The organism is Blattabacterium cuenoti, from assembly GCF_014252295.1.
In the GTDB taxonomy this organism is placed as follows: Bacteria; Bacteroidota; Bacteroidia; order Flavobacteriales; family Blattabacteriaceae; genus Blattabacterium; species Blattabacterium cuenoti_V.
The window spans coordinates 199,337-219,746 of the sequence record NZ_CP059215.1 but is presented as its reverse complement, the minus strand read 5'-3'; the positions used below and the strand labels follow the sequence as shown (position 1 = coordinate 219,746).

The 20,410-nt window shown below is 25.6% G+C and carries 21 protein-coding genes and 1 tRNA gene; 13 read left to right on the top strand and 9 right to left on the bottom strand.

Annotated elements, in window-relative coordinates; translation table 11 throughout:
- Positions 1-17 precede the first annotated feature (17 nt).
- Positions 18-1,352, bottom strand: a complete 1,335-nt coding sequence (gene tilS / locus H0H40_RS01050; RefSeq protein WP_185869223.1) for a tRNA lysidine(34) synthetase TilS — start codon at positions 1,350-1,352, stop codon at positions 18-20.
- Positions 1,349-1,864, bottom strand: coding sequence for a shikimate kinase (locus tag H0H40_RS01045; protein WP_185869222.1), 516 nt, complete (start codon positions 1,862-1,864; stop codon positions 1,349-1,351). Before H0H40_RS01045 ends, tilS begins: the two co-directional genes overlap by 4 nt.
- A 53-nt stretch (positions 1,865-1,917) precedes the next feature.
- Here H0H40_RS01045 and H0H40_RS01040 point away from each other — a divergent pair.
- Positions 1,918-1,990, top strand: a tRNA-Lys gene (locus tag H0H40_RS01040).
- Between the two features lie 2 nt (positions 1,991-1,992).
- On the opposite strand, the gene H0H40_RS01035 is transcribed toward H0H40_RS01040, so the two are convergent.
- Positions 1,993-2,760: an exodeoxyribonuclease III gene (locus tag H0H40_RS01035; RefSeq protein WP_185869221.1), complete on the bottom strand. Its 768-nt coding sequence runs from the start codon at positions 2,758-2,760 to the stop codon at positions 1,993-1,995.
- Between the two features lie 132 nt (positions 2,761-2,892).
- Here H0H40_RS01035 and hisG point away from each other — a divergent pair, with 132 nt between their 5' ends.
- Genes hisG through hisIE form a run of 8 tightly spaced genes read left to right on the top strand, consistent with a single transcriptional unit; the run spans position 2,893 to position 10,102 of the window.
- Entirely contained in the window at positions 2,893-3,750 is an 858-nt protein-coding gene (hisG, locus tag H0H40_RS01030) for an ATP phosphoribosyltransferase (RefSeq protein ID WP_185869220.1), read from the top strand.
- A gap of 3 nt (positions 3,751-3,753) precedes the next feature.
- Positions 3,754-5,043 (top strand): histidinol dehydrogenase, encoded by a 1,290-nt coding sequence (gene hisD / locus H0H40_RS01025; protein ID WP_185869219.1) that lies wholly within the window; start codon positions 3,754-3,756, stop codon positions 5,041-5,043.
- Positions 5,044-5,054: 11 nt separating this feature from the next.
- On the top strand, positions 5,055-6,173 hold the full coding sequence (gene hisC / locus H0H40_RS01020; protein ID WP_238785692.1) for a histidinol-phosphate transaminase: 1,119 nt from the start codon (positions 5,055-5,057) through the stop codon (positions 6,171-6,173).
- Positions 6,174-6,177: 4 nt separating this feature from the next.
- Entirely contained in the window at positions 6,178-7,344 is a 1,167-nt protein-coding gene (hisB, locus tag H0H40_RS01015; RefSeq protein ID WP_185869217.1) for a bifunctional histidinol-phosphatase/imidazoleglycerol-phosphate dehydratase HisB, read from the top strand.
- A 21-nt stretch (positions 7,345-7,365) separates the two neighbouring features.
- Positions 7,366-7,956: an imidazole glycerol phosphate synthase subunit HisH gene (hisH, locus tag H0H40_RS01010; RefSeq protein WP_185869216.1), complete on the top strand. Its 591-nt coding sequence runs from the start codon at positions 7,366-7,368 to the stop codon at positions 7,954-7,956.
- Positions 7,957-7,969: 13 nt separating this feature from the next.
- Entirely contained in the window at positions 7,970-8,722 is a 753-nt protein-coding gene (gene hisA / locus H0H40_RS01005; protein ID WP_185869215.1) for a 1-(5-phosphoribosyl)-5-[(5-phosphoribosylamino)methylideneamino]imidazole-4-carboxamide isomerase, read from the top strand.
- Complete coding sequence (gene hisF / locus H0H40_RS01000; RefSeq protein WP_185869214.1) at positions 8,712-9,473, top strand: imidazole glycerol phosphate synthase subunit HisF; 762 nt, start codon at positions 8,712-8,714, stop codon at positions 9,471-9,473. Before hisA ends, hisF begins: the two co-directional genes overlap by 11 nt.
- Before the next feature lie 5 nt (positions 9,474-9,478).
- Entirely contained in the window at positions 9,479-10,102 is a 624-nt protein-coding gene (gene hisIE, locus H0H40_RS00995) for a bifunctional phosphoribosyl-AMP cyclohydrolase/phosphoribosyl-ATP diphosphatase HisIE (protein ID WP_185869213.1), read from the top strand.
- A gap of 1 nt (position 10,103) precedes the next feature.
- On the opposite strand, the gene H0H40_RS00990 is transcribed toward hisIE, so the two are convergent.
- From H0H40_RS00990 to rsmA, 3 genes are read right to left on the bottom strand one after another with little or no spacing between them, the layout of a single operon-like run.
- A complete protein-coding gene (locus tag H0H40_RS00990; RefSeq protein ID WP_185869212.1) occupies positions 10,104-10,715 on the bottom strand; it encodes a 7-carboxy-7-deazaguanine synthase QueE in 612 nt (203 codons plus the stop codon).
- Between the two features lie 3 nt (positions 10,716-10,718).
- Complete coding sequence (locus H0H40_RS00985; protein WP_185869211.1) at positions 10,719-11,594, bottom strand: bifunctional 5,10-methylenetetrahydrofolate dehydrogenase/5,10-methenyltetrahydrofolate cyclohydrolase; 876 nt, start codon at positions 11,592-11,594, stop codon at positions 10,719-10,721.
- Positions 11,587-12,378 carry a 16S rRNA (adenine(1518)-N(6)/adenine(1519)-N(6))-dimethyltransferase RsmA gene (rsmA, locus tag H0H40_RS00980; RefSeq protein WP_185869210.1) on the bottom strand — a complete coding sequence of 264 codons (792 nt, stop codon included), beginning with the start codon at positions 12,376-12,378 and terminating at the stop codon, positions 11,587-11,589. Before rsmA ends, H0H40_RS00985 begins: the two co-directional genes overlap by 8 nt.
- A 70-nt stretch (positions 12,379-12,448) precedes the next feature.
- Here rsmA and serS point away from each other — a divergent pair, with 70 nt between their 5' ends.
- Both serS and metF read left to right on the top strand, forming a co-directional pair.
- Positions 12,449-13,714, top strand: coding sequence for a serine--tRNA ligase (serS, locus tag H0H40_RS00975; RefSeq protein WP_185869209.1), 1,266 nt, complete (start codon positions 12,449-12,451; stop codon positions 13,712-13,714).
- A gap of 14 nt (positions 13,715-13,728) precedes the next feature.
- Positions 13,729-14,691 carry a methylenetetrahydrofolate reductase [NAD(P)H] gene (gene metF, locus H0H40_RS00970; RefSeq protein WP_185869208.1) on the top strand — a complete coding sequence of 321 codons (963 nt, stop codon included), beginning with the start codon at positions 13,729-13,731 and terminating at the stop codon, positions 14,689-14,691.
- Here metF and H0H40_RS00965 read toward each other — a convergent pair.
- The gene (locus tag H0H40_RS00965; RefSeq protein ID WP_185869207.1) at positions 14,683-15,663 is read right to left on the bottom strand and encodes a pyruvate dehydrogenase complex E1 component subunit beta; all 981 of its coding nucleotides are present in this window, start codon (positions 15,661-15,663) and stop codon (positions 14,683-14,685) included. The genes metF and H0H40_RS00965 overlap by 9 nt on opposite strands.
- A 111-nt stretch (positions 15,664-15,774) precedes the next feature.
- On the bottom strand, positions 15,775-16,383 hold the full coding sequence (locus H0H40_RS00960) for a hypothetical protein (RefSeq protein WP_185869206.1): 609 nt from the start codon (positions 16,381-16,383) through the stop codon (positions 15,775-15,777).
- A 159-nt stretch (positions 16,384-16,542) separates the two neighbouring features.
- Between H0H40_RS00960 and H0H40_RS00955 the strand changes: the two genes are divergently transcribed.
- On the top strand, positions 16,543-17,181 hold the full coding sequence (locus tag H0H40_RS00955; RefSeq protein ID WP_185869205.1) for a bifunctional nuclease family protein: 639 nt from the start codon (positions 16,543-16,545) through the stop codon (positions 17,179-17,181).
- A 3-nt stretch (positions 17,182-17,184) separates the two neighbouring features.
- On the opposite strand, the gene H0H40_RS00950 is transcribed toward H0H40_RS00955, so the two are convergent.
- Positions 17,185-17,694 (bottom strand): dihydrofolate reductase, encoded by a 510-nt coding sequence (locus H0H40_RS00950; protein WP_185869204.1) that lies wholly within the window; start codon positions 17,692-17,694, stop codon positions 17,185-17,187.
- Positions 17,695-17,724: 30 nt separating this feature from the next.
- Here H0H40_RS00950 and H0H40_RS00945 point away from each other — a divergent pair, with 30 nt between their 5' ends.
- Positions 17,725-20,400 carry a valine--tRNA ligase gene (locus H0H40_RS00945; protein WP_185869203.1) on the top strand — a complete coding sequence of 892 codons (2,676 nt, stop codon included), beginning with the start codon at positions 17,725-17,727 and terminating at the stop codon, positions 20,398-20,400.
- The last annotated feature ends 10 nt before the right edge of the window (positions 20,401-20,410 follow it).

Genomic DNA, 20,410 nt, shown 5'->3' with positions numbered 1-20,410 from the left:
AGTGGAAAATAGATTAACTATATTTTTATTCCTAATATTTTTTTTGTTTTTTTTGTTACTTTAAACCTATCGTCTAAACGATTTTTTACAATAAAAATTATATCTCCATTTCCGTTAATCAATAACCATGTTTGTTCTTTTTCCAAAAGAGAAAATTTTTTTTCTTTATAATATTTACTTAACTTTTTTTTACCTTTCATTTTTATAGGGAAAAAAAAATCTCCTTTTCTCCACGTTCTAAATAATAATGGAAATTGAATTTTATCAAAATCTACAAGAAAAATTTTTCTTCTATCTTTTTTTTTTGGATCCAAAAAAAATCTGATATTAATAGGTAATGAAACTTTTTCAACATCTTTTATATTGAATATCGTGTAAGTTTTTTTATTATTTTCGGATAATAATTTTTTGGAAATTAAAATCCAATCATTTCTATTTTTAATAATACGATATTTTTTTGATATAAGTTGTTTTCCTGATTGCGCCTGAATAAGATGTTTGAGACTTTTTATATCGTTAAATCCGTATGGAGAAAATAATTTAAATAAGTAAAAGGATAAAGGATGTAGTTTTTTTATCTTACTACATTTTATTTTCCAAAAAAATGGATTATCTTTTTTTTCTACTGTAATTTTGTGATGGATTTCTTTTACTCTTTCTTCTATTAAAAAATTTTCATCATAAAGATAATTTATGGTTTTTTCAAACCCTCTATAAAAAAAAGATGAAAAAGAAGAAAATTCGGATAAAATTAAACGAATTTTATTTCTTAAATATTTAGTATCTTGATTACTACTATCAGATCTCCATTTTATATTTTTTGTTTTAGCATAATGTAGTATTTCTTTTTTTGTAAAATCAGAAAGAGGCCGTAAAAATTTTTCATTTTTATGTGGTATTCCTAACAATCCTTTGATTCCAGTCCCCCTCAAAATATTGAGAAAAAAAGTTTCTATAGAATCATTGAGATGATGCCCTAAAACTATGTATTCATACGAATTTTTTTTTAATAACTCAAAAAACCAATCATATCTAAGTCTTCTAGCAGCCATTTGTATGGATAATTTATTTTTTTTAGCAAAATTTAAAGTATCAAATCTCTTAACATGACATATAATTTTTTTTTTTATACAAAAGTTTTTTATAAAAATTTCATCTTCATCCGATTCTTTATTTCTTAATGTAAAATTGCAATGAGCTACTTCTAATTCAATGTTAGAAATGTGAAGTAATAGATTGATTAGAACCATACTATCTAATCCTCCACTTAAAGCAACACATACTTTTTTTTTTATTTGAAATGATAAATATTTTTTTATTTTCTCTATAAAAACATGATGATGTGTTATCATATTTTAATATATTTTATAAGTTCTTGAACTATATCATCTTTAGATTTTGCACTTACGTTAATTTTTTGATAAGATTTCTCATAAAAATAAATCCTTTGTGATAAATGCTTCATAATAAATTGAAACAATTCATTTTTAGATAGATGAGAAATTAAAGGTCTTGAATTTTTTTCTAAAAGTAACCTTCTGAATAATGTATAACTATTCGTTTGTAAATAAAATGTTTTTGAATATCTATTCAATAAATAAATATTATTATGAAAACAAGGAGTTCCTCCTCCAACAGACAAAACATATTTATCTTTATTTTTTAAAATTTTCTTTAAAACTGAATGTTCTCTTTTTCTAAAAGAAAGTTCTCCTTTTTTTTTAAAGAGATTATAAATAGAATCTTTTTCACTTTCAACAAGAATAGAATCTAAATCATAAAAATTATAATTTATTATCTGAGATAATCTTTCTCCTATAGAAGTTTTTCCACTTCCCATGTATCCTATTAAAGTGATTTTCATAATTTATAGTATATTTGTTTTCTCAATGAAATGATTAATAATTTGATTTAGAAGACCTGGTAGCTCAGATGGTAGAGCATTACACTTTTAATGTAAGGGTCCTGGGTTCGAATCCCAGTCAGGTCATTTTATAGATCTATAAATTCTAATACAGAAGGACAATGATCAGAAAATTTTACATTTGACAATAAATAAGCATTTTTAATTTTTTCTTTTAAAAAAGATCTAACCATAATATAATCAATTCTCCATCCTCTATTTTTTATTCTAGAATTAAAACGGTAACTCCACCAACTATAATGATGCGCATCTTTTACACATTTTCTAAAACTGTCTACGAATCCTAAGTTAATAAACTTAGTCATCCATTCTCTTTCTTCTAATAAGAAACCAGAAATTTTTTGATGTTTAATAGGGTCATAAATATCTATTTCATGATGACAGATATTGTAATCTCCACAAACAATAAGATTATTGAATTGATTTATGATTTTTTTCATATGAAAAAAAAATTTTTTCATAAAAAGAAATTTAAAACTCAATCTTTTTTTTATATTATTTCCTGAAGGAAGATAAAGGCTAATTACTGACAATTTTTTTAAATCTATACGCAATACTCTCCCTTCTTCATCAATAGGATCATATCCTATTCCATATTCCACATGAATAGGTTTTTCTTTGCATAAAATTCCGACACCGCTATAACCTTTTTTTCTTGAAGGATGCCAATAATAATTGTATCCTAATTTATCCAAAATTTTTGTATTTATTTGTTCTGGAAAAGCTTTTATTTCCTGTAAGCATAAGATATCTGGATTTTTTTTTTCAATCCAATCAAATAATCCTTTATTAATTCCAGATCTTATTCCATTTATATTATAACTAATAATTTTCATTTAAATTATGTTATTTTTAGTTGATCAATTTAATTATAAAATATTCAAAATAGTTTTTATATTTGCCTTAATGCATTAATTTAATCTACTATTAAAAAGCTTACAACAGTAAGCTTTTGTTATTTTTTCCTTATGGATAAACTTAAAATAGCTATTCAAAAATCAGGGCGTCTTTATGACGACTCAATAAAATTACTGAAAGACTGCAGTATTGAAGTTAATATTGGCATAGATAAATTAAAAACAACGGCTCTTAACTTTCCGTTAGAAATTCTTTTTTTAAGAGATGATGATATCCCTCAATATTTAGAAGATGGAGTGGCTGATATAGGAATTGTAGGAAAAAATGTTCTTTTAGAAAAAAGAAAAAAAATAAAAATAAAAGAAGCTTTAGGCTTTGGAAAATGTAGACTTTCTATTGCTGTCCCTAAATCTTTATCTTATAATAATATAAAAGATTTAAACGAGAAAAAAATTGCAACAAGTTATCCTTTTTTAGTTCAAGAATTTTTCAAAAAAAGATATATCAATGCAGAAATTCACGAAATATCTGGAGCTGTAGAAATTGCACCTGGAATAGGATTAGCTGATTGTATTTGCGATTTAGTTAGTAGTGGTTCTACACTTTTTATGAATGGACTAAAAGAAGTAGAAACAGTTCTTCAATCTGAAGCTGTATTAGCTTCAAATTTATATTTAGGACATCCTCAAAATATAATTATGGATAAATTATTATTCAGAATTAGAGCTGTAAAAAAAGCAAAGAATAATAAATATATTTTATTAAATGTTGCCAATGAACGATTAGAAAAAATAATATCTTACCTTCCAGGAATTAAAAGCCCAGTTGTTCTTCCTCTAGCTAATTCAGAATGTAGTTCTGTTCATTCCGTTGTAAACGAAAATGATTTTTGGGGAATTGTAGAAAACTTAAAAGCACTTGGAGCGCAAGATATATTAGTACTACCAATAGAAAAAATTATACTATAATTTATGATTCAAGTGTATATTGATCCTACATACAAAACATGTAAATCTATTTTAAATAGATCATCGAAAAAAATTTCTCAGTTAACAGATTTAGTGTTTCCTATTATAAATGATGTAAAAAACTATGGAGATACTGCTGTAAGAAGTTATACTAGAAAGTATGATAATGTTAACGTAAAAAATCTTCAAGTTACAGAAGAAGATTTTCAAAAAGCAAACATGAAAGTTTCAAATTCTTTGAAAAAATCCATAGAAATTGCACATAAGAATATTGAATTTTTTCATCAAAAACAAGTACATGAAGAAAAAAAAATAGAAGTAACAACAGGAGTTTTTTGTTGGAGAAAATCTATCCCAATAGAAAAAGTAGGCTTGTATATCCCAGGAGGATCTGCTCCTTTATTATCTACTGTATTGATGTTAGGAGTTCCTGGAAAAATAGCTGGATGTAAAAATATTATTTTATGCAGTCCTCCCAATAAGAACGGAGATATTCATCCATCTATATTATATACAGCTAGATATATTGGAATAACAAGTGTATACAAAGTAGGAGGTGTTCAAGCAATAGCTGCTATGGCTTATGGAACTGAAAGCATTCCTTCTGTATACAAAATATTTGGACCTGGTAATTCTTATGTTACAATAGCTAAACAAATTGTTTCACACAATGGAATTGTATCTATAGACATCCCTGCAGGTCCTTCAGAAATTGTTATTATGGCTGATGAAAAAGCAAATCCTGAATATGTTGCTTCCGATTTACTATCTCAATCTGAACATGATCCAGAAAGTTATATTCTTTTAGTAACCACCAACAATAAATTTTGGATAGAAAAAGTAAAAGAAGAATTGAAAAAGCAATTTTCTCAAATAACTGAAAAACAGGATATCATTGAAAAATCTATAAAAAATAGTAAAATGATTGTCTGTTCTTCTTTAAAAAAATGTATGGATTTAATAAATCAAATAGCTCCAGAACATCTCATTATTAATTGTAATGATTCTTCTTACTGGAGTAAAAAAGTAATTAACGCTGGTTCCGTTTTTTTAGGAAATTATTCTCCAGTTAGTGTTGGAGATTATGCTTCTGGAACAAATCATGTATTACCTACATATGGTTATGCAAAATCTTATAGTGGAGTATCTGTAGATAGCTTTGTAAAAAAAATTACTTTTCAAAAAATATCTAAAGAAGGATTACAAAATTTATCGAAATGTGTAAATATTTTATCTTCCGAAGAGGGATTAATAGCACACCAAAAATCCATTAATATTAGATTACAAAAATGAATTTTAAATGCATGAACAATAGTAAAGATAAAAATTGTAGTTCTAGTTTTAATCTGAATTCTATAATAAGAAAGAATATTTTAGAAGTAGATCCTTATATATCCGCAAGAATAGAACATGATAAAGAGAAAAATTATGTTTTCTTAGATGCTAATGAAAATTCTTTTGGATCTCCTTTGTCTTTTTTGAACTCTTATAATAGATATCCAGATCCTTTGCAAAAGGAACTAAAAGAGAAAATATCTAATTTAAAAAATATACCTTCATCTAAAATATTTTTGGGGAATGGAAGTGATGAAATTATTGATTTAATTTATCGTATTTTTTCTCGTCCAGAAGTAGACAATTCTATCATTTTTCCTCCTACTTATGGTATGTATGAAGTAAGTGGAAAAATTCATGGAGTAAATATTGTGAAAATTTATCTTACAAAGGAAAAATATCAATTAGATTTGGAAAAAATAGAAAAATCTCTTACTAAGAAAAGTAAAATTATTTTTATTTGTTCTCCAAATAATCCAACAGGAAACGATATAAAAAGAAAAGATATTGAATATCTTATCAAGAAATTTACAGGAATTGTTGTTTTAGATGAAGCTTATATTGATTTTTCAAATCAAAAATCTTTATCCTTGGATATTGATAAGTATCCAAACTTAATTATTTTGCAAACACTTTCTAAATCTTGGGGGTTAGCAGGTTTGAGAATAGGAATAGCTATTGCTTCTGCAGATATTATTCAATGGATGAATAAAATTAAACATCCATATAATATCAGTCTTCATTCTCAAAAAATTGCTATACAATCTCTCGAAAATAGAGATTTGTTTTTTTATCATTTAAAAAATATTCTTTTAGAAAGAGAATATATAAAAAAATCATTAGAAAAAATTCCTATTATAGAAAAAGTATACCCTAGTTCTGCTAATTTTTTATTAATTAAAACAAAACTCAATTTTTCTTCAAAAAATCTTTATCAATATTTGGTAGGGAAAAAAATTGTTGTTAGAGATCGTTCCAAAATTATTTTATGCAATAATTGTTTAAGAATTACGGTAGGAATTCACAAAGAAAACGAGTATTTAATTAATCAAATTAAAAAATACTCCATTCAAAAAATAAAAAAGTAAAATAATGAAAAAAGTATTATTTATTGATAGAGATGGTACTCTTATTAGAGAAAACCACCATACATATCAAATAGATTCTATTGAAAAAATAAATTTCTATCCGAAGGTTATATTTTTTTTAGCAAAAATAGTACAAGATCTAAACTATGATTTAGTAATGGTTACTAATCAAGATGGTTTAGGAACGGAAAAATTTCCTGAAAAAATATTTTGGCCTATTCATAATCATATTTTAAATGTTCTAAAATCAGAAGGAATTAATTTTTCTTCTGTTCATATAGATAAAACTTTTCCAGAAGAAAAGTCTTCTACCAGAAAACCTGGAATAGATATGCTTGTTAATTATTTGCAATCAAATGGTTTATACAATATTTCTGAATCTTTTGTTATTGGAGATAGATTAACTGATGTATTACTCGCTAAAAATTTAGGATGCAAATCTATATGGATAAAAGAAAATGATCACTATAAAAATTTAACGAAAGATGAAAAAGATTATTACTCCACTATAAATAAAAAAGATTTAAAAAAAACAATATCTTTAAAAACAAATAGTTGGAAAAATATTTATGAATATTTATTATCCATTTCCAATAATAGATTAGAACACAATCGTATTACGCTAGAAACAAATGTTAAAATATCCATTTTTCTAAATGGAAAAGGGTCGTCCCATATTCAAACAGGAATTGGTTTTTTTGATCATCTTCTACAACAAATGGCATTTCATAGTTCTATTGATTTGAATATTAAAACAAAAGGAGACCTCTACGTAGATGAGCACCATACTATAGAAGATACTGGAATTGCTTTAGGAGAAATTTTTGATAAATCTTTAGGAAATAAAAAAGGAATAGAACGTTATGGATTTTATTTGATTCCTATGGACGATAGTTTATCCACAGTAGCGTTAGATCTTGGAGGTAGAAGTCAATTAATATGGAAAGTCAAGTTTTTTAGAGAAAAAATAGGAAAAGTTTCTACAGAGATGTTTTATCATTTTTTTAAATCTTTTTCTGTATCTGCAAAATGCAATTTATATATCCATTCACAAGGAAAAAATGAACATCATAAAATAGAATCCATTTTTAAGTGTTTTGGAAAATCTATTAAAATGGCAATAAGAAAAAATTCTTCTAATAAAATACCAAGTTCTAAAGGTCTATTGTAAAAAAATTTTTAATGAAAAATTATGAAAACAATTATCATAAAATATCCTGCTGGAAATGTACAATCTGTTCTTTTTTCTCTAGAAAGGATAGGAGTCAAAGCAATAGTCACAGATTCTAAAGAGTCTATTAAAAATGCAGAGAAAATTATTCTTCCAGGAGTAGGAGAAGCTAGTTGTGCAATGAAATATTTGAAAGAAAAGAAATTGGATGTACTTTTATCTGAATTGGAACAACCTGTATTAGGAATATGCTTGGGAATGCAATTACTTTGTAAGTTATCAGAAGAAAGCAACACTACATGTATAGGAATTTTTAATTTGTTAGTTAAAAAATTTCAATCAAAGAACAGAAATGATAAAATTCCTCAAATAGGTTGGAACACTGTTCATAACCTAAAAGGACCTTTATTTGAAAATATTCCAGATGGTAGTTATCAATACTTTGTTCATAGTTATTATGCTCCTTTAGGAAAATATACAACAGCAAGAACAGAGTACATAATTTCTTATAGTGCCGCTTTACAAAAAAAAAATTTTTATGCTGTGCAATTCCATCCAGAAAAATCTTCTTATGTAGGGCATAAAATATTGGAAAATTTTATACGATTATAAAAATAATTAATGGATGAATATTATAGTAGCTATAGATTTAATTGATGGAAAATGCGTTCGTTTAACACAAGGTGATTTTCAAAGAAAAAAAATTTATAATTCTAATCCGTTAGAAACGGCTTTTTTATTAGAAAATAATGGAATATCTAGACTTCATTTGGTAGATTTAGACGGAGCAAAAAAAGGGAGAGTAGTACATTGGAAAATTTTAGAAAAAATAGCAAAACATACACGTCTGATTATAGATTTTGGAGGAGGTATTCATACTGAAGAGGATGTTCGTACTGTATTTGAAAATGGTGGGGATATGGCTACTATTGGTAGTATTGCTGTAAAAAAACCAATGCTTTTGAAAAAAATTCTTCATATTTATGGAGAAGATAAAATCTTATTAGGAGTAGATCTTAAAAATAAAAAAATTGCAACTAATGGATGGACAAAATTTTTTGATATTCCATTTTTTGATTTTTTAGAAGAAAAAAAAAATTATGGAATAAAAAAATTTTTTTGTACGGATATATCTAGAGATGGAGTTCTTTCTGGTACCGGACCTTCTTTTTCATTATACAAGGAAATTATTCAAAAATTTCCAAATATTCAACTTATAGCAAGTGGAGGTGTTAGAAATATAGAAGATGTAAATAGATTATACAATTTAGGTTGTGGTGGAGTGATTATTGGAAAAGCTATATATGAAAATAAAATATCATTATTAGAGCTTAAAAATTGGCAAAAAAAGAATAATAAAAATAAATATGTTAGCTAAACGTATTATCCCTTGTTTAGATATTAAAAATGGAAGAACAGTTAAAGGTGTTAATTTTCAACATTTAAAAGACGCTGGAGATCCAATTAAATTAGTTTGTTGGTATACGAAACAAGGAGCAGATGAATTAATATTTTTGGATATAACAGCTACAAATGAAAAACGTCAAACGTTGACTAGTTTAGTACGAGATATTTCTAGTCATATTAATATTCCTTTTACAGTTGGAGGAGGGGTTCGAGAAGAAGAAGATGTAGAATTATTATTAAATGCTGGAGCAGATAAAATATCTATTAACACAGCTGCTTTTAAAAATCCAAATCTTCTAGAGGATCTTTCTAAAAGATTTGGAAGTCAATGTATTGTATTAGCTATTGATACAAAATATGAGAACAATGAATGGTGGGTGTATTTAAATGGAGGTAGAATTTCTACTCAAACAAAAACTTTAGATTGGGCTAAAGAAGCTTTTAATAGAGGAGCAGGAGAAATATTATTGACCTCAATGAATCATGATGGAACAAAAAACGGATTTGCTTTAGATATTACTAGAAAAATATCAGAAAATATTTCTATTCCTGTCATTGCTTCAGGTGGAGCTGGAAAATTAGAAGATTTTTATAAAATATTTCATATTGGAAAAGCAGATGCAGCTCTAGCTGCTAGCATATTTCATTATAGAGAAATAGAAATTTCAAATTTAAAATATTATTTAGAACGTTTTCATATACCTGTTAGAACTACAATATAATTTTTATGAAAGAAGGATTTTTCAAAGAAAAAATATTCTGTAATCTATCTGTAGACTTAATACCTGTGATTATTCAAGATGTAAACACGGATAAAGTATTAATGCTCGGATATATGAATCAAGAAGCTTATGAAAAAAGTATTCATGAGAAAAAAGTTACTTTTTATAGTAGATCTAAAAAAAGATTGTGGACTAAAGGAGAAATAAGTAACAACTACTTATTTATTAAAAAAATATTGATAGATTGTGATGAAGATACATTATTAATTAAAGCAGAACCTGCCGGACCTGTTTGTCATAAAGGAACAGATACATGTTGGAAAGAAATTAATAAAAAGAATTTTTTATTTTATTTAGAAGATTTAATTGCCAATAGAATAAATCAAAAGAAAAAAAATTCTTATATATATCAATTATCAAAAAAAGGAATTAATAAAATATCTCAAAAATTAGGGGAAGAAGCAGTAGAGCTTATTATTGAATCTAAAGACAATAATAAAAATTTATTTTTAAATGAATCTTCAGATTTACTCTTTCATTATCTGATTCTTTTACATGAAAAAGGTTTTTCTATACAAGATGTTATAAATGTTCTAAAAAAAAGACATTATTCCAATTCTAAAAATTGAATTAAGGAATTTTTAAAATTTTATGAATTTGAAGAGAGATTCTCCATTTTGGATTTTTCTTTATGTAGAAGATTATTTTTGGAAGGATTTTATCCAAATGATTCCATTCAGGTTGTAAAAATAGAAAACAATTAGTAGTATTTACATGAATGGATTGTTCTTCTGCAAAATGAAAATCTTTTTCATTAGAAATAATGATTTTTAACTCATTAGTCTTTTTATAATTTTCCTTTAAAGGAGGTCTTATTTCTTTAGGAGAAACTGTAATCCAATCTATATATTTTTCTTTTATAGGATAAGATCCTGAGGTTTCAACGTGAATTCGATATCCTTTTTTTTTAAGAATTTTTGTTAAAGGATATAAATTCCACATCATAGGCTCCCCTCCAGTAATTACTATATTTTTTACAGCATAATCGCTAATATTAGTAATAATTTGATGAATAGGAACAAAATCTTTTTTTTCTATTTTCCAGCTTTCTTTTGTATCGCACCAATCACATTTTATATTGCACCCTTCAAAACGAATAAAATATGCAGCTATACCATAATAATAACCTTCTCCTTGAATGGAATAGAAAGATTCTTTTATAGGAAATGAAATTCCTTTCATCTATTATTTTTCTTTTCTATTATTCAATGCAGCTATTAAAGTATTTTTTAATAACATGACACGAGTCATGGGCCCAACTCCACCTGGAACAGGAGTAATATATGATGCTATTCCATAAACACTATGAAAATCAACATCTCCTATTATTTTTTTTTCATCCTTTTTGCTATTTATTCCTACATCTATAACAATGGATCCTTTTTTAATCATTTTTCCTTTAATAAATTCTGGAATACCAATTGCAACTATAATGATATCAGCCTGTTTTGTATAATTTTCTATATTTGGAGTCTTACTATGAATTAAGGTTACAGTACTATTACCAAAATTACATTTCCTACTCATTAAAATACTAATAGGTCTTCCAACTATATTACTTCTTCCAAGGACTACAGTGTGTTTTCCAGAAATATTAATTTTGTTTCTTTCTAAAAGAGTTAATATTCCTAATGCAGTTGCAGGAAAAAATGCTTTCATATTTAAAGCCATTTTTCCAAAATTTTCAGGATGAAACCCATCTACGTCTTTTTTAGGATTGATAGATAAAATTATTCTATTTTGATTAATATGTTTTTCAATGGGTAATTGAACAATAAATCCATCTATTAATGGATTTTTATTCATTTTTTTGATTTCTTTCAATAAAATTTTCTCTAAAGATCCTAATGGTAAATGAACTAAAGAAGATTTTATTCCTATATTTTTACATTCTTTGATTTTACTATTTACGTATGTGATACTAGATTGGTCGTTTCCTGTTAAAATAATTCCGAGATGTGGAACTCGTTGTTTTTTATTTATAATATTTTTTTCTATTTCATTGGAAATTTCTTTTCTTATTTCTATTGCTAATTGATTTCCATCTAGTAATTTAGTCATATCCTATTCTAATTTCTATTTCTTTTGTTAGTTTGAGAAATTCTTTTACAGATAATTCTTCTGCTCTTTTATTCAAAAATGATATATCATAAAAGTTTGGAAGATGTTTAAATAATTGTAAAGAATTTCTTAATTTTTTTCTTCTTTGATTAAAGGCTGTTTTAACACATTTGAATAATAAATCCTTATCACAATGTAAAGGATTATTTTTTTTTCTTAAAAAAACAACTGCGGATTTTACATTTGGAATAGGATAAAAAACTTTCTTAGTTACAGTAAAAATATGTTTTACCTCATAAAATGTTTGAATTAAAACTGATAAGATACCATAAGTTTTTTCTCCTGCATGAGATGTAATACGTTTAACTACTTCTTTTTGAAACATGCCAACGCATTCTGGTATATATTGGTTATATCTTAATATATGAAATAATATTTTAGAAGAAATACTGTAAGGAAAATTACCAATAATTGCAAACTTTCGCAAGTTTACCTCTTCAGGACTCCATTTTAAAAAATCTTTATGAATAATTCTGTTTCTAGAAATAGAAAAATTTTTTCTTAAAAAGGAAATTAATTCACCATCAATTTCTATTAAAAAAATATTATTACGATAATTTAATAAATATTGGGTTAAAATTCCTAATCCAGGACCTACTTCTACTACAGAATCATAATCTTGAAAAGAAAGAATTTTTACAATTTTTTTTGCTATATTTTTATCTTTCAAAAAATATTGATCAAATTTGTTTCGAATTCTAAAAACAGGATTATGCATTCGCATTGTACAAATATAGAAAATTTTATTTGTATCTTGTTCAAATTATAACAAACAGTATTTTATTCTATTATATATGCTGAGAACTTCTTTTATACGAGAAAATAGAGAAAAAGTTTTATTAGGATTGAAAAAAAGAAATTTTCAAGAAATACATCTGATAGATGAAATATTAATTTTAGACGGAAAAAAAAAAATAGTTCAAAATGTACTGAACAAAATATTAGAAAGAGAAAATTTAATATCCAAAAAAATAGGAAAAATTATAAATTCTGGTGAAAAAACTCAAATAGAATTTTTGAAAGAAAGATCTCTCTTTTTAAAGAGAGAAAAAAATAATGTAAATATTAAGTTACAAAAAATTATAAAAATTTTAGAAAAAAAATTAAACCAAATTCCTAACATTCCTAATGATAAAATAGGAAATAATTTTGAAAAAAACGATATTCTTTTTCAAGAAGGAAAGATGAATTGTAATATTGAAACTCCACTTCCACATTGGGAATTGTCTAAAAAGTTTTGTTTATTTGACTCAAATTTAGGTACACAAATAAGTGCTCCTGGTTTTTCAGTTTGTATGGGAAAAGGAGCAAAATTACAAAGAAGTTTAATTCAATTTTTTTTAGATAAAAACATCCAAGCTTCATATAAAGAATACAGTCTCCCTTATCTTATAAATGAAAAATCTGGATATTCTACAGGACAAATTCCAGATAAAGAAAATCAAATGTATTTCATAGAGAGAGATAATCTTTATTTAATTCCTACCGGAGAAATTCCTATTATGAATTGTTATAGAGATAAAATATTCACAGATATAGATCTTCCTATTAAAGCTACTACTCATACTTCTTGTTTTAGAAGAGAAGCAGGGTCTTATGGATCTAAAGTTAGAGGGTTGAATAGGTTGCATCAATTTGAAAAAGTGGAAATCATTCAAATCACTACACAAGAATCATCAAATATTTCTTTAGAAGAAATGATTTTGCATGTTAAAAGTATTTTAAAATCTTTAAATTTGCCATTTCGTCTAATTCGTTTAAATGCTCCTGATCTTGGATTTTCTTCTTCTATGACTTATGATTTTGAGGTTTATTCTATAGCACAAAAAAAATGGTTAGAAGTAAGTTCTATATCTAACTGTAATGATTTTCAATCTAATAGATTAAATATTAAATACAGAACTCTTAAAGGAAAAATGAAATACTGTCATACTCTTAATGGTAGTTCTTTAGCTTTACCAAGAATTATGGCTGCTCTATTAGAAAATAACCAAACTAAAAATAAAATTAACATTCCTAAAGTTTTGGTTCCTTATACCGAATTTGATCATATAAAGTAAAATATTCCAATGTTATGAAAGTGATTGATCATATATATAAAGCAAAAAAAACTTTATTTTCCTTTGAAATATTACCCCCTTTAAGGGGACATGATATTAAAAATATTTTTTCTACTTTAGATCCTCTAATGGAATTTAATCCGCCTTTTATTGATGTTACTTATCATAGAGAAGAATTTCTTTATGTAGAAAAGGATAATGGATTATTAGAAAGAAGAAAAATTTCAAGACGTCCAGGAACTGTAGGAATTTGTGCTGCTATCATGAATAAATATGGAGTAGATGCAGTTCCACATCTTATTTGTGGTGGATTTAATAAACAAATGACAGAAAATGCTTTAATAGATTTAAATTTTTTGGGAATAGATAATGTTTTAGTTCTTAGAGGAGATCCTTTAAAATCAGAAAAAAGTTTTTTTGCAAAAAAAGATGGACATAAATATGCAGTAGAACTCGTTAAGCAAGTTAACGATTTAAATAGAGGAATATACCTTGATAAAACTTTTATTGAACAGAAAGAGTCTCCATTATTTGATTTTTGCATTGGAGTAGCAGGATATCCAGAAAAACACTTAGAAGCTCCAAATATTGAAAGTGATTTATTTTTTTTGAAAAAAAAAGTAGAATCAGGAGCTGATTATATTGTAACTCAAATGTTTTTTGACAATAAAAAATATTTTTCTTTTGTAAAAAAATGTAGATCAGAAGGTATTTCTATTCCTATTATACCTGGAATCAAACCTATTTCTTCAAAAAAACAATTGAATAGTCTTCCCTCTCGTTTTTACTTAAATATTCCTAACGAATTGGTCAAAGAAGTTGAAAAAGCAAAAGATAAAAAAATTGTATCCCATATTGGAATCGAATGGTCTATTCATCAATCCAAAGAATTAAAAAATTCTGGAGTAGAAGTTATCCATTATTACACTATGGATAAACCAGAAAATATTTATAAAATCGTTCAAGCTTTAAATTAAATAGAGAGTTTCTTTTATTCCACTTATTATCTTTTTTTCATTTGGAAACCAATCTTTAATTAAGTTTGGAGCATAAGGGGCTGGAGTGTCTAACAAAGTTATTCTATGAATAGGTGCATCTAGATAATCAAATGCTTTTTTTTGTATAAAATATGAAATTTCCGAAGCAATAGATGAAAAAGGCCATGATTCTTCCAAAATAACTAATCGATTCGTTTTTTTTACAGAAAAAATTATAGATTCATAATCTAAAGGACGTATAGTCCGTAGATCTATAACTTCTACACTAATATTTTCATTATCTAATTTTTTTGCTATATCTAAAGCCATTTTTATGATTTTTCCAAAAGAAACTAAACTTATGTCAGTTCCTTCTTTTTTTATATCTACCTTTCCAATAGGTAAAATATATTCTTTTTCTGGAATCATCATTTTATCTCCATACATTTGTTCAGATTCCATAAAAATTACTGGATTATTATCTCTTATTGCTGCTTTTAAAAGACCTTTTGCATCATAAGGATTACATGGAATTATTACTTTTAATCCTGGACAACTTGCATACCAGCTTTCAAAAGATTGAGAATGTGTAGCTCCTAATTGTCCTGCAGAACCAGTAGGACCTCGAAACACAATTGGAATATTCCATTGGCCTCCACTCATATAACGTATTTTTGATGCGTTATTAATAATTTGATCCATGGCAACTAAAGAAAAATTAAAAGTCATAAATTCAATAATAGGTCTACATCCGTTAATTGCAGAACCTATACCTATTCCAGAAAATCCTAATTCTGATATAGGTGTATCAATAACTCTTTTTGATCCAAATTCCTCTAACATTCCTTTAGATGCTTTATAAGCTCCATTATATTGGGCAACTTCTTCTCCCATAAGAAAAATAGAATCATCTCTTCTCATTTCTTCACTCATTGCTTCTGCTATAACTTCACGAAAAGTCTTTTCTTTCATGTACATATAATTTAAATGGATATTGTTTTTATTTTATAAATAATAAACGGAAAAGAAAAATTTTTCTTTTCCGTTATAAAAAAAATGAAAACAAAAAATAAATTAATTAATCTAATTACTTTGTTCTTTTTGTTTTTTCAATTCTTCTTGTCTCATCTGCAAATCTGTTTTTTCATTTCTTATTTCCATTATTTTTTTTATTTTTTTATTCAAAAATATATTTTTATCCTTTATTATTTCTAATTTTTCTTTTCCTAATTTTTTTTGATGTTCAAATTCTTTTTGAGCATCTTTTTCTTCTTGTGATCCAACAGGTTTAGATCTCATAATCTTTTTTGTTCTTATAATTTCATTCAATATTCCCTTCTGAACATCTATTAATGAATAATATTCATCAAAATATTGTTCACTTTCTTTTTCTAGTATTTTTATTTTATCATCTTTTTCTTGGATTTGTCTAGACAAATCTTCATATTCTATATCTAGAAGATTTTTTTCAGAGTTGGAATTTTGTTGATAATGATTAGGTGTATTAGAAGAAACCATGGAAGAAGAAATAAAATTAGGAGGAAGATTAGGGGAATAAATTCCCACAATGTCAGGAGGATTATCACCTTCAGATTTTTCTTTTTTTACTGGGGTGACGTTATCATTGCAAGATAGAATAAATCCCAACGTAAAAAAAAACGTTGAATTTACAAAATTCACAAAAGTTTTCATGATAAAAAAGTTTAAATTACTGATAATAAATATATAAAAAAAATTACTACATATTAAGAATAATTTTTATATATTATAAATAAATAGAAATATCCTTAATTAAATTTAGGATGTTTGGTTGTACAATAGAAAGATTTATTATATAATTTAAATTTTCCTATGGATGAATTCATTAGATTAGCTATACGGGGTATATCCTTGAGTCAAATACAATCTGGGATATATGTTTTATTGCTTGAAGAAGATTCTGGAAGAATAAAACTTCCTATTATCATAGAAAGTCTACAAGCTCAATCAATTGCTTCTGCTTTAGGAAAAAGAGATACATCTAGGTCTTTTACACATGATCTATTTCTTACTTTCGCAAAAGTTTTTCATATAAGATTAAAAGCAGTAGTAATATATAAACTAGTGAATGGAATATTTTTTTCTTACATCTTATTCGAATTGGAAAAAAACATAGAAGGAGAAAAAACAGATAAAATAGAGCATAAAATAGATTCAAAAACGTCAGATGCTGTAGCTTTGGCAGTAAGATTTCAAGCTCCTATTTATACCACCAGAGAAATTTTTGATAAAGCTGGTATTTATTTTGAAAATGGGTTTCCTATTGATAAAGAAAATGAATATTCTGAAGAAGGAATAGAAAATGGTGAATTTATTTTTTTTAAAGAAAAAAGTCAACAAGATTTGGAAAAAATGACTGAAAGAGATTTAAATGCCTTATTAAATCATGCGGTAGTCAATGAGTGTTATGAACTTGCAGCACGAATTAAAAAAGAATTAGATAGAAGATAATAATTATTTTTTTCTTTCAAATCTGATAAAACTATAATTACATGAATGGTATTTGTCTTTTTTGTAAAAAAATTCTAATATTTTGTTCCATTTTTTTGTATCTATTTTAGGAAATTTTGCATCTCCATAAAATTTTTTATGAACTAATGTTAATTCTATAGTTTGTGCTTTTTCAATTGTAGAAGCATATATTTTTTCTCCTCCTATAATAAATATTCTCTTATTATTTAAATAATCTATCTGTTTAATGGATGAGAAAACTTTTATGTTTTTTTTGTTTTGTAATGATAATGACTTTATGAAGTCTATTCTATTTTTTGTTAATATAATGTTTGTTCTTTTTGGAAGTGTTTTTCCAATGGATTCGAAAGTTTTTCTTCCCATTAAAACTGTTTCTCCAATGGTTAAATTTTTAAAACGTTTTAAATCATTAGGTAAATTCCACATTATCTGATTATTCTTTCCTATAAATCCGTTTTTTGATACAGCAGCAATTAAAATAATTTTTGTCATTATTTCAATTTTTTTTATATTTTTAAATATATGGATATTTCGGATATTTCAATTAAATATGACCCTGAATCTGTAGAGAAAAAAAGATATCATTATTGGATGAAAGGAAATTATTTCTCATCTTATCCAGATAGTAGAATTCCTTATACAATAATTATGCCTCCTCCAAATATTACTGGTGCTCTCCACATAGGACATATGTTGAATAATACCATTCAAGATATTTTGGTTAGACATGCTAGAATGAAAGGGTATAACGCATGTTGGATTCCTGGAACTGATCACGCATCTATTGCAACAGAAGCTAAAGTAGTTAATCAATTAAAAAAACAAGGTTTATCCAAGTTTCTTTTAGGAAGAGAAAAATTTTTGCATTATGTTCTTGAATGGTCAGAAAAACATCAAAATATTATCTTTAATCAACTTAAAAAGTTGGGGTGTTCGTGTGATTGGAATCGTGCTCAATTTACAATGAGCAAAAAATTGTCGAAATCTGTTTCAAAAATTTTTATAGATTTATATAAACATGGATATATATACAGAGGATATCATATTGTTAATTGGGATCCAGAAGCTAGAACTACTCTTTCGGATGAGGAAGTTATTTATAAAGAACGTAATAGTAAGCTTTGTTATTTAAAGTATCAAATAAAAGGAGAGGAAAATTATGTAATTGTAGCAACAACTCGTCCTGAAACAATATTTGGAGATACGGCTCTTTGTTTTCATCCATGTGATTCACGTTATTTTCATTTAAAAGGAAAATTTGCAAAAATTCCAATAATTAATAGATATATTCCCATTATACAAGATCCTTATGTAGATAAAAATTTCGGTACAGGATGTTTAAAAATTACTCCAGCTCATGATATACATGATAAGAATATAGCGGATAAACATAAATTAGACGTAATTGACATTTTTAATGAAGATGCTTCCTTAAACGAAAAAGCTCTTCATTATAAAGGGATGAATCGATTTGAAGTCAGAAAGAAAATTATTGAAGAATTAAAAGAATTAGAATCTTTAGTAAAGATAGAAAAATATAGTCATAAAATAGGTTTTTCAGAAAGAACTTTATCAGTAGTAGAACAAAAATTATCTCTTCAATGGTTTCTTAGAATGAAGGAAATATCTATTCCCGCTATAGAAGCAGTAAAGAATGGAGATATTCAATTTTATCCAAAAAAATTAAATAAAATTTATTTTCAGTGGATGAATCAGATCCGTGATTGGAATATTTCTAGACAATTATGGTGGGGACATCGTCTTCCTGTCTATTACTATGGAGAAAAACCTAATGAATTTGTAGTTGCAGAAAATTTAGAGGTAGCTTTGAAAGAAGCAAGAAAAAAAAGTAAAAATTCATATTTAAGTTGTGAAAAAATATGGCAAGATACCGATGTTTTAGATACTTGGTTTTCTTCTTGGTTATTTCCATTATCTGTTTTTGATGGTATTTGTCATCCTAATAATAAAGAAATTTGTTATTACTATCCAACTGAAAATATCGTAACAGGATCAGATATATTATTTTTTTGGGTAGCTCGTATGATTATGGCAGGATTCCTTTTTCAAAAGAAAAAACCCTTTAAAAAAGTTTTTTTTACAGGAATTATTAGAGATTCTAATAATAAAAAAATATCAAAATCATTGAATAATTCTCCAAACTCTATAGATTTAATTAATCAATATGGGGCCGATGCTGTACGCATAGGTTTGATACTAAAAACTAGTGCAGGACAAGATTTTCATTTTGAGGAAAAAATATGTTTACAAGGAAGAAATTTTTCCAACAAAATTTGGAATGCTTTTCGTTTAATAAAAAGTTGGAAAGTACAGAAAAATAAGAATATACCTAATTCTTCTATAATCGTTATTAAATGGTTAAAAAATCGTTTTTATTATATTTTGGAAATTTTTGAAAAACATTTTCAAGAATATAAATTTGATGAATCATTAATGGTTTTATATAAATTTATTTGGTGTGATTTTTGCTCTTACTTTCTTGAAGTCATTAAACCTACTCATGAATGTAAATATATTTCAAAAATAGAATACTTAAACGTTGTGAAATTTTTTGAAAAAATATTGAAATTATTACATCCATATATGCCTTTTTTATCCGAAGAAATTTGGAATCTTTTTAAGAAAAGGAACCCGAAAGAAGCTTTGATTATTTCTTCTTGGCCTAAGAAAAAAAGTTACGATTATAAAATGTTAGCTTCTTTTGAAAAAGTCACTAAAATAATATCTAAAATACGTAATATTAGAAATAGTAATAATATTTCTTATAAAAGAAGTCTTATATTATTTTCTCCGATAAAAAAAGAAAAAAAAGAATACGATCCTATTATATTAAAATTGGCTAATTTATCGGAAATTATTTACGTATTAAAAAAACCGAAGAATATATCAAAATTATTTTCTTTTTTTTTAGATACGGATCAGTTTTTTTTATCTTTAACAGATCCGGAAAATTATCTTAATATTAGTCGTAATCTTGATATTCTTAATATTAAGAAAAAAATTCAATATTTTTATAACTTTTTATCTTCAATTCGAAAAAATTTATCCAATGATAAATATGTAATTTCTGTATCAGAAAATGTTCTTTTGAAAGAGAAAAAAAAAGAAAGTGACACACTGAAAAAAATATATAAACTCGAAAAGTATTTAGAATTTTTAAAAAAAGACAAAAATTAAATTCAATAAT

Coding starts and splice junctions, on each gene's coding strand:
- H0H40_RS00990 (WP_185869212.1), bottom strand. CDS start 10,715: ATGAAAGGAATTTCATTTCCTATAAAAGAATCTTTCTATTCCATTCAA.
- H0H40_RS01035 (WP_185869221.1), bottom strand. CDS start 2,760: ATGAAAATTATTAGTTATAATATAAATGGAATAAGATCTGGAATTAAT.
- serS (WP_185869209.1), top strand. CDS start 12,449: ATGCTGAGAACTTCTTTTATACGAGAAAATAGAGAAAAAGTTTTATTA.
- hisG (WP_185869220.1), top strand. CDS start 2,893: ATGGATAAACTTAAAATAGCTATTCAAAAATCAGGGCGTCTTTATGAC.
- hisB (WP_185869217.1), top strand. CDS start 6,178: ATGAAAAAAGTATTATTTATTGATAGAGATGGTACTCTTATTAGAGAA.
- H0H40_RS00965 (WP_185869207.1), bottom strand. CDS start 15,663: ATGAAAGAAAAGACTTTTCGTGAAGTTATAGCAGAAGCAATGAGTGAA.
- H0H40_RS00985 (WP_185869211.1), bottom strand. CDS start 11,594: ATGACTAAATTACTAGATGGAAATCAATTAGCAATAGAAATAAGAAAA.
- H0H40_RS00950 (WP_185869204.1), bottom strand. CDS start 17,694: ATGACAAAAATTATTTTAATTGCTGCTGTATCAAAAAACGGATTTATA.
- hisC (WP_238785692.1), top strand. CDS start 5,055: ATGAACAATAGTAAAGATAAAAATTGTAGTTCTAGTTTTAATCTGAAT.
- H0H40_RS00960 (WP_185869206.1), bottom strand. CDS start 16,383: ATGAAAACTTTTGTGAATTTTGTAAATTCAACGTTTTTTTTTACGTTG.
- hisD (WP_185869219.1), top strand. CDS start 3,754: ATGATTCAAGTGTATATTGATCCTACATACAAAACATGTAAATCTATT.
- hisF (WP_185869214.1), top strand. CDS start 8,712: ATGTTAGCTAAACGTATTATCCCTTGTTTAGATATTAAAAATGGAAGA.
- hisH (WP_185869216.1), top strand. CDS start 7,366: ATGAAAACAATTATCATAAAATATCCTGCTGGAAATGTACAATCTGTT.
- H0H40_RS00955 (WP_185869205.1), top strand. CDS start 16,543: ATGGATGAATTCATTAGATTAGCTATACGGGGTATATCCTTGAGTCAA.
- metF (WP_185869208.1), top strand. CDS start 13,729: ATGAAAGTGATTGATCATATATATAAAGCAAAAAAAACTTTATTTTCC.
- tilS (WP_185869223.1), bottom strand. CDS start 1,352: ATGATAACACATCATCATGTTTTTATAGAGAAAATAAAAAAATATTTA.
- hisA (WP_185869215.1), top strand. CDS start 7,970: ATGAATATTATAGTAGCTATAGATTTAATTGATGGAAAATGCGTTCGT.
- H0H40_RS00945 (WP_185869203.1), top strand. CDS start 17,725: ATGGATATTTCGGATATTTCAATTAAATATGACCCTGAATCTGTAGAG.
- rsmA (WP_185869210.1), bottom strand. CDS start 12,378: ATGCGAATGCATAATCCTGTTTTTAGAATTCGAAACAAATTTGATCAA.
- hisIE (WP_185869213.1), top strand. CDS start 9,479: ATGAAAGAAGGATTTTTCAAAGAAAAAATATTCTGTAATCTATCTGTA.
- H0H40_RS01045 (WP_185869222.1), bottom strand. CDS start 1,864: ATGAAAATCACTTTAATAGGATACATGGGAAGTGGAAAAACTTCTATA.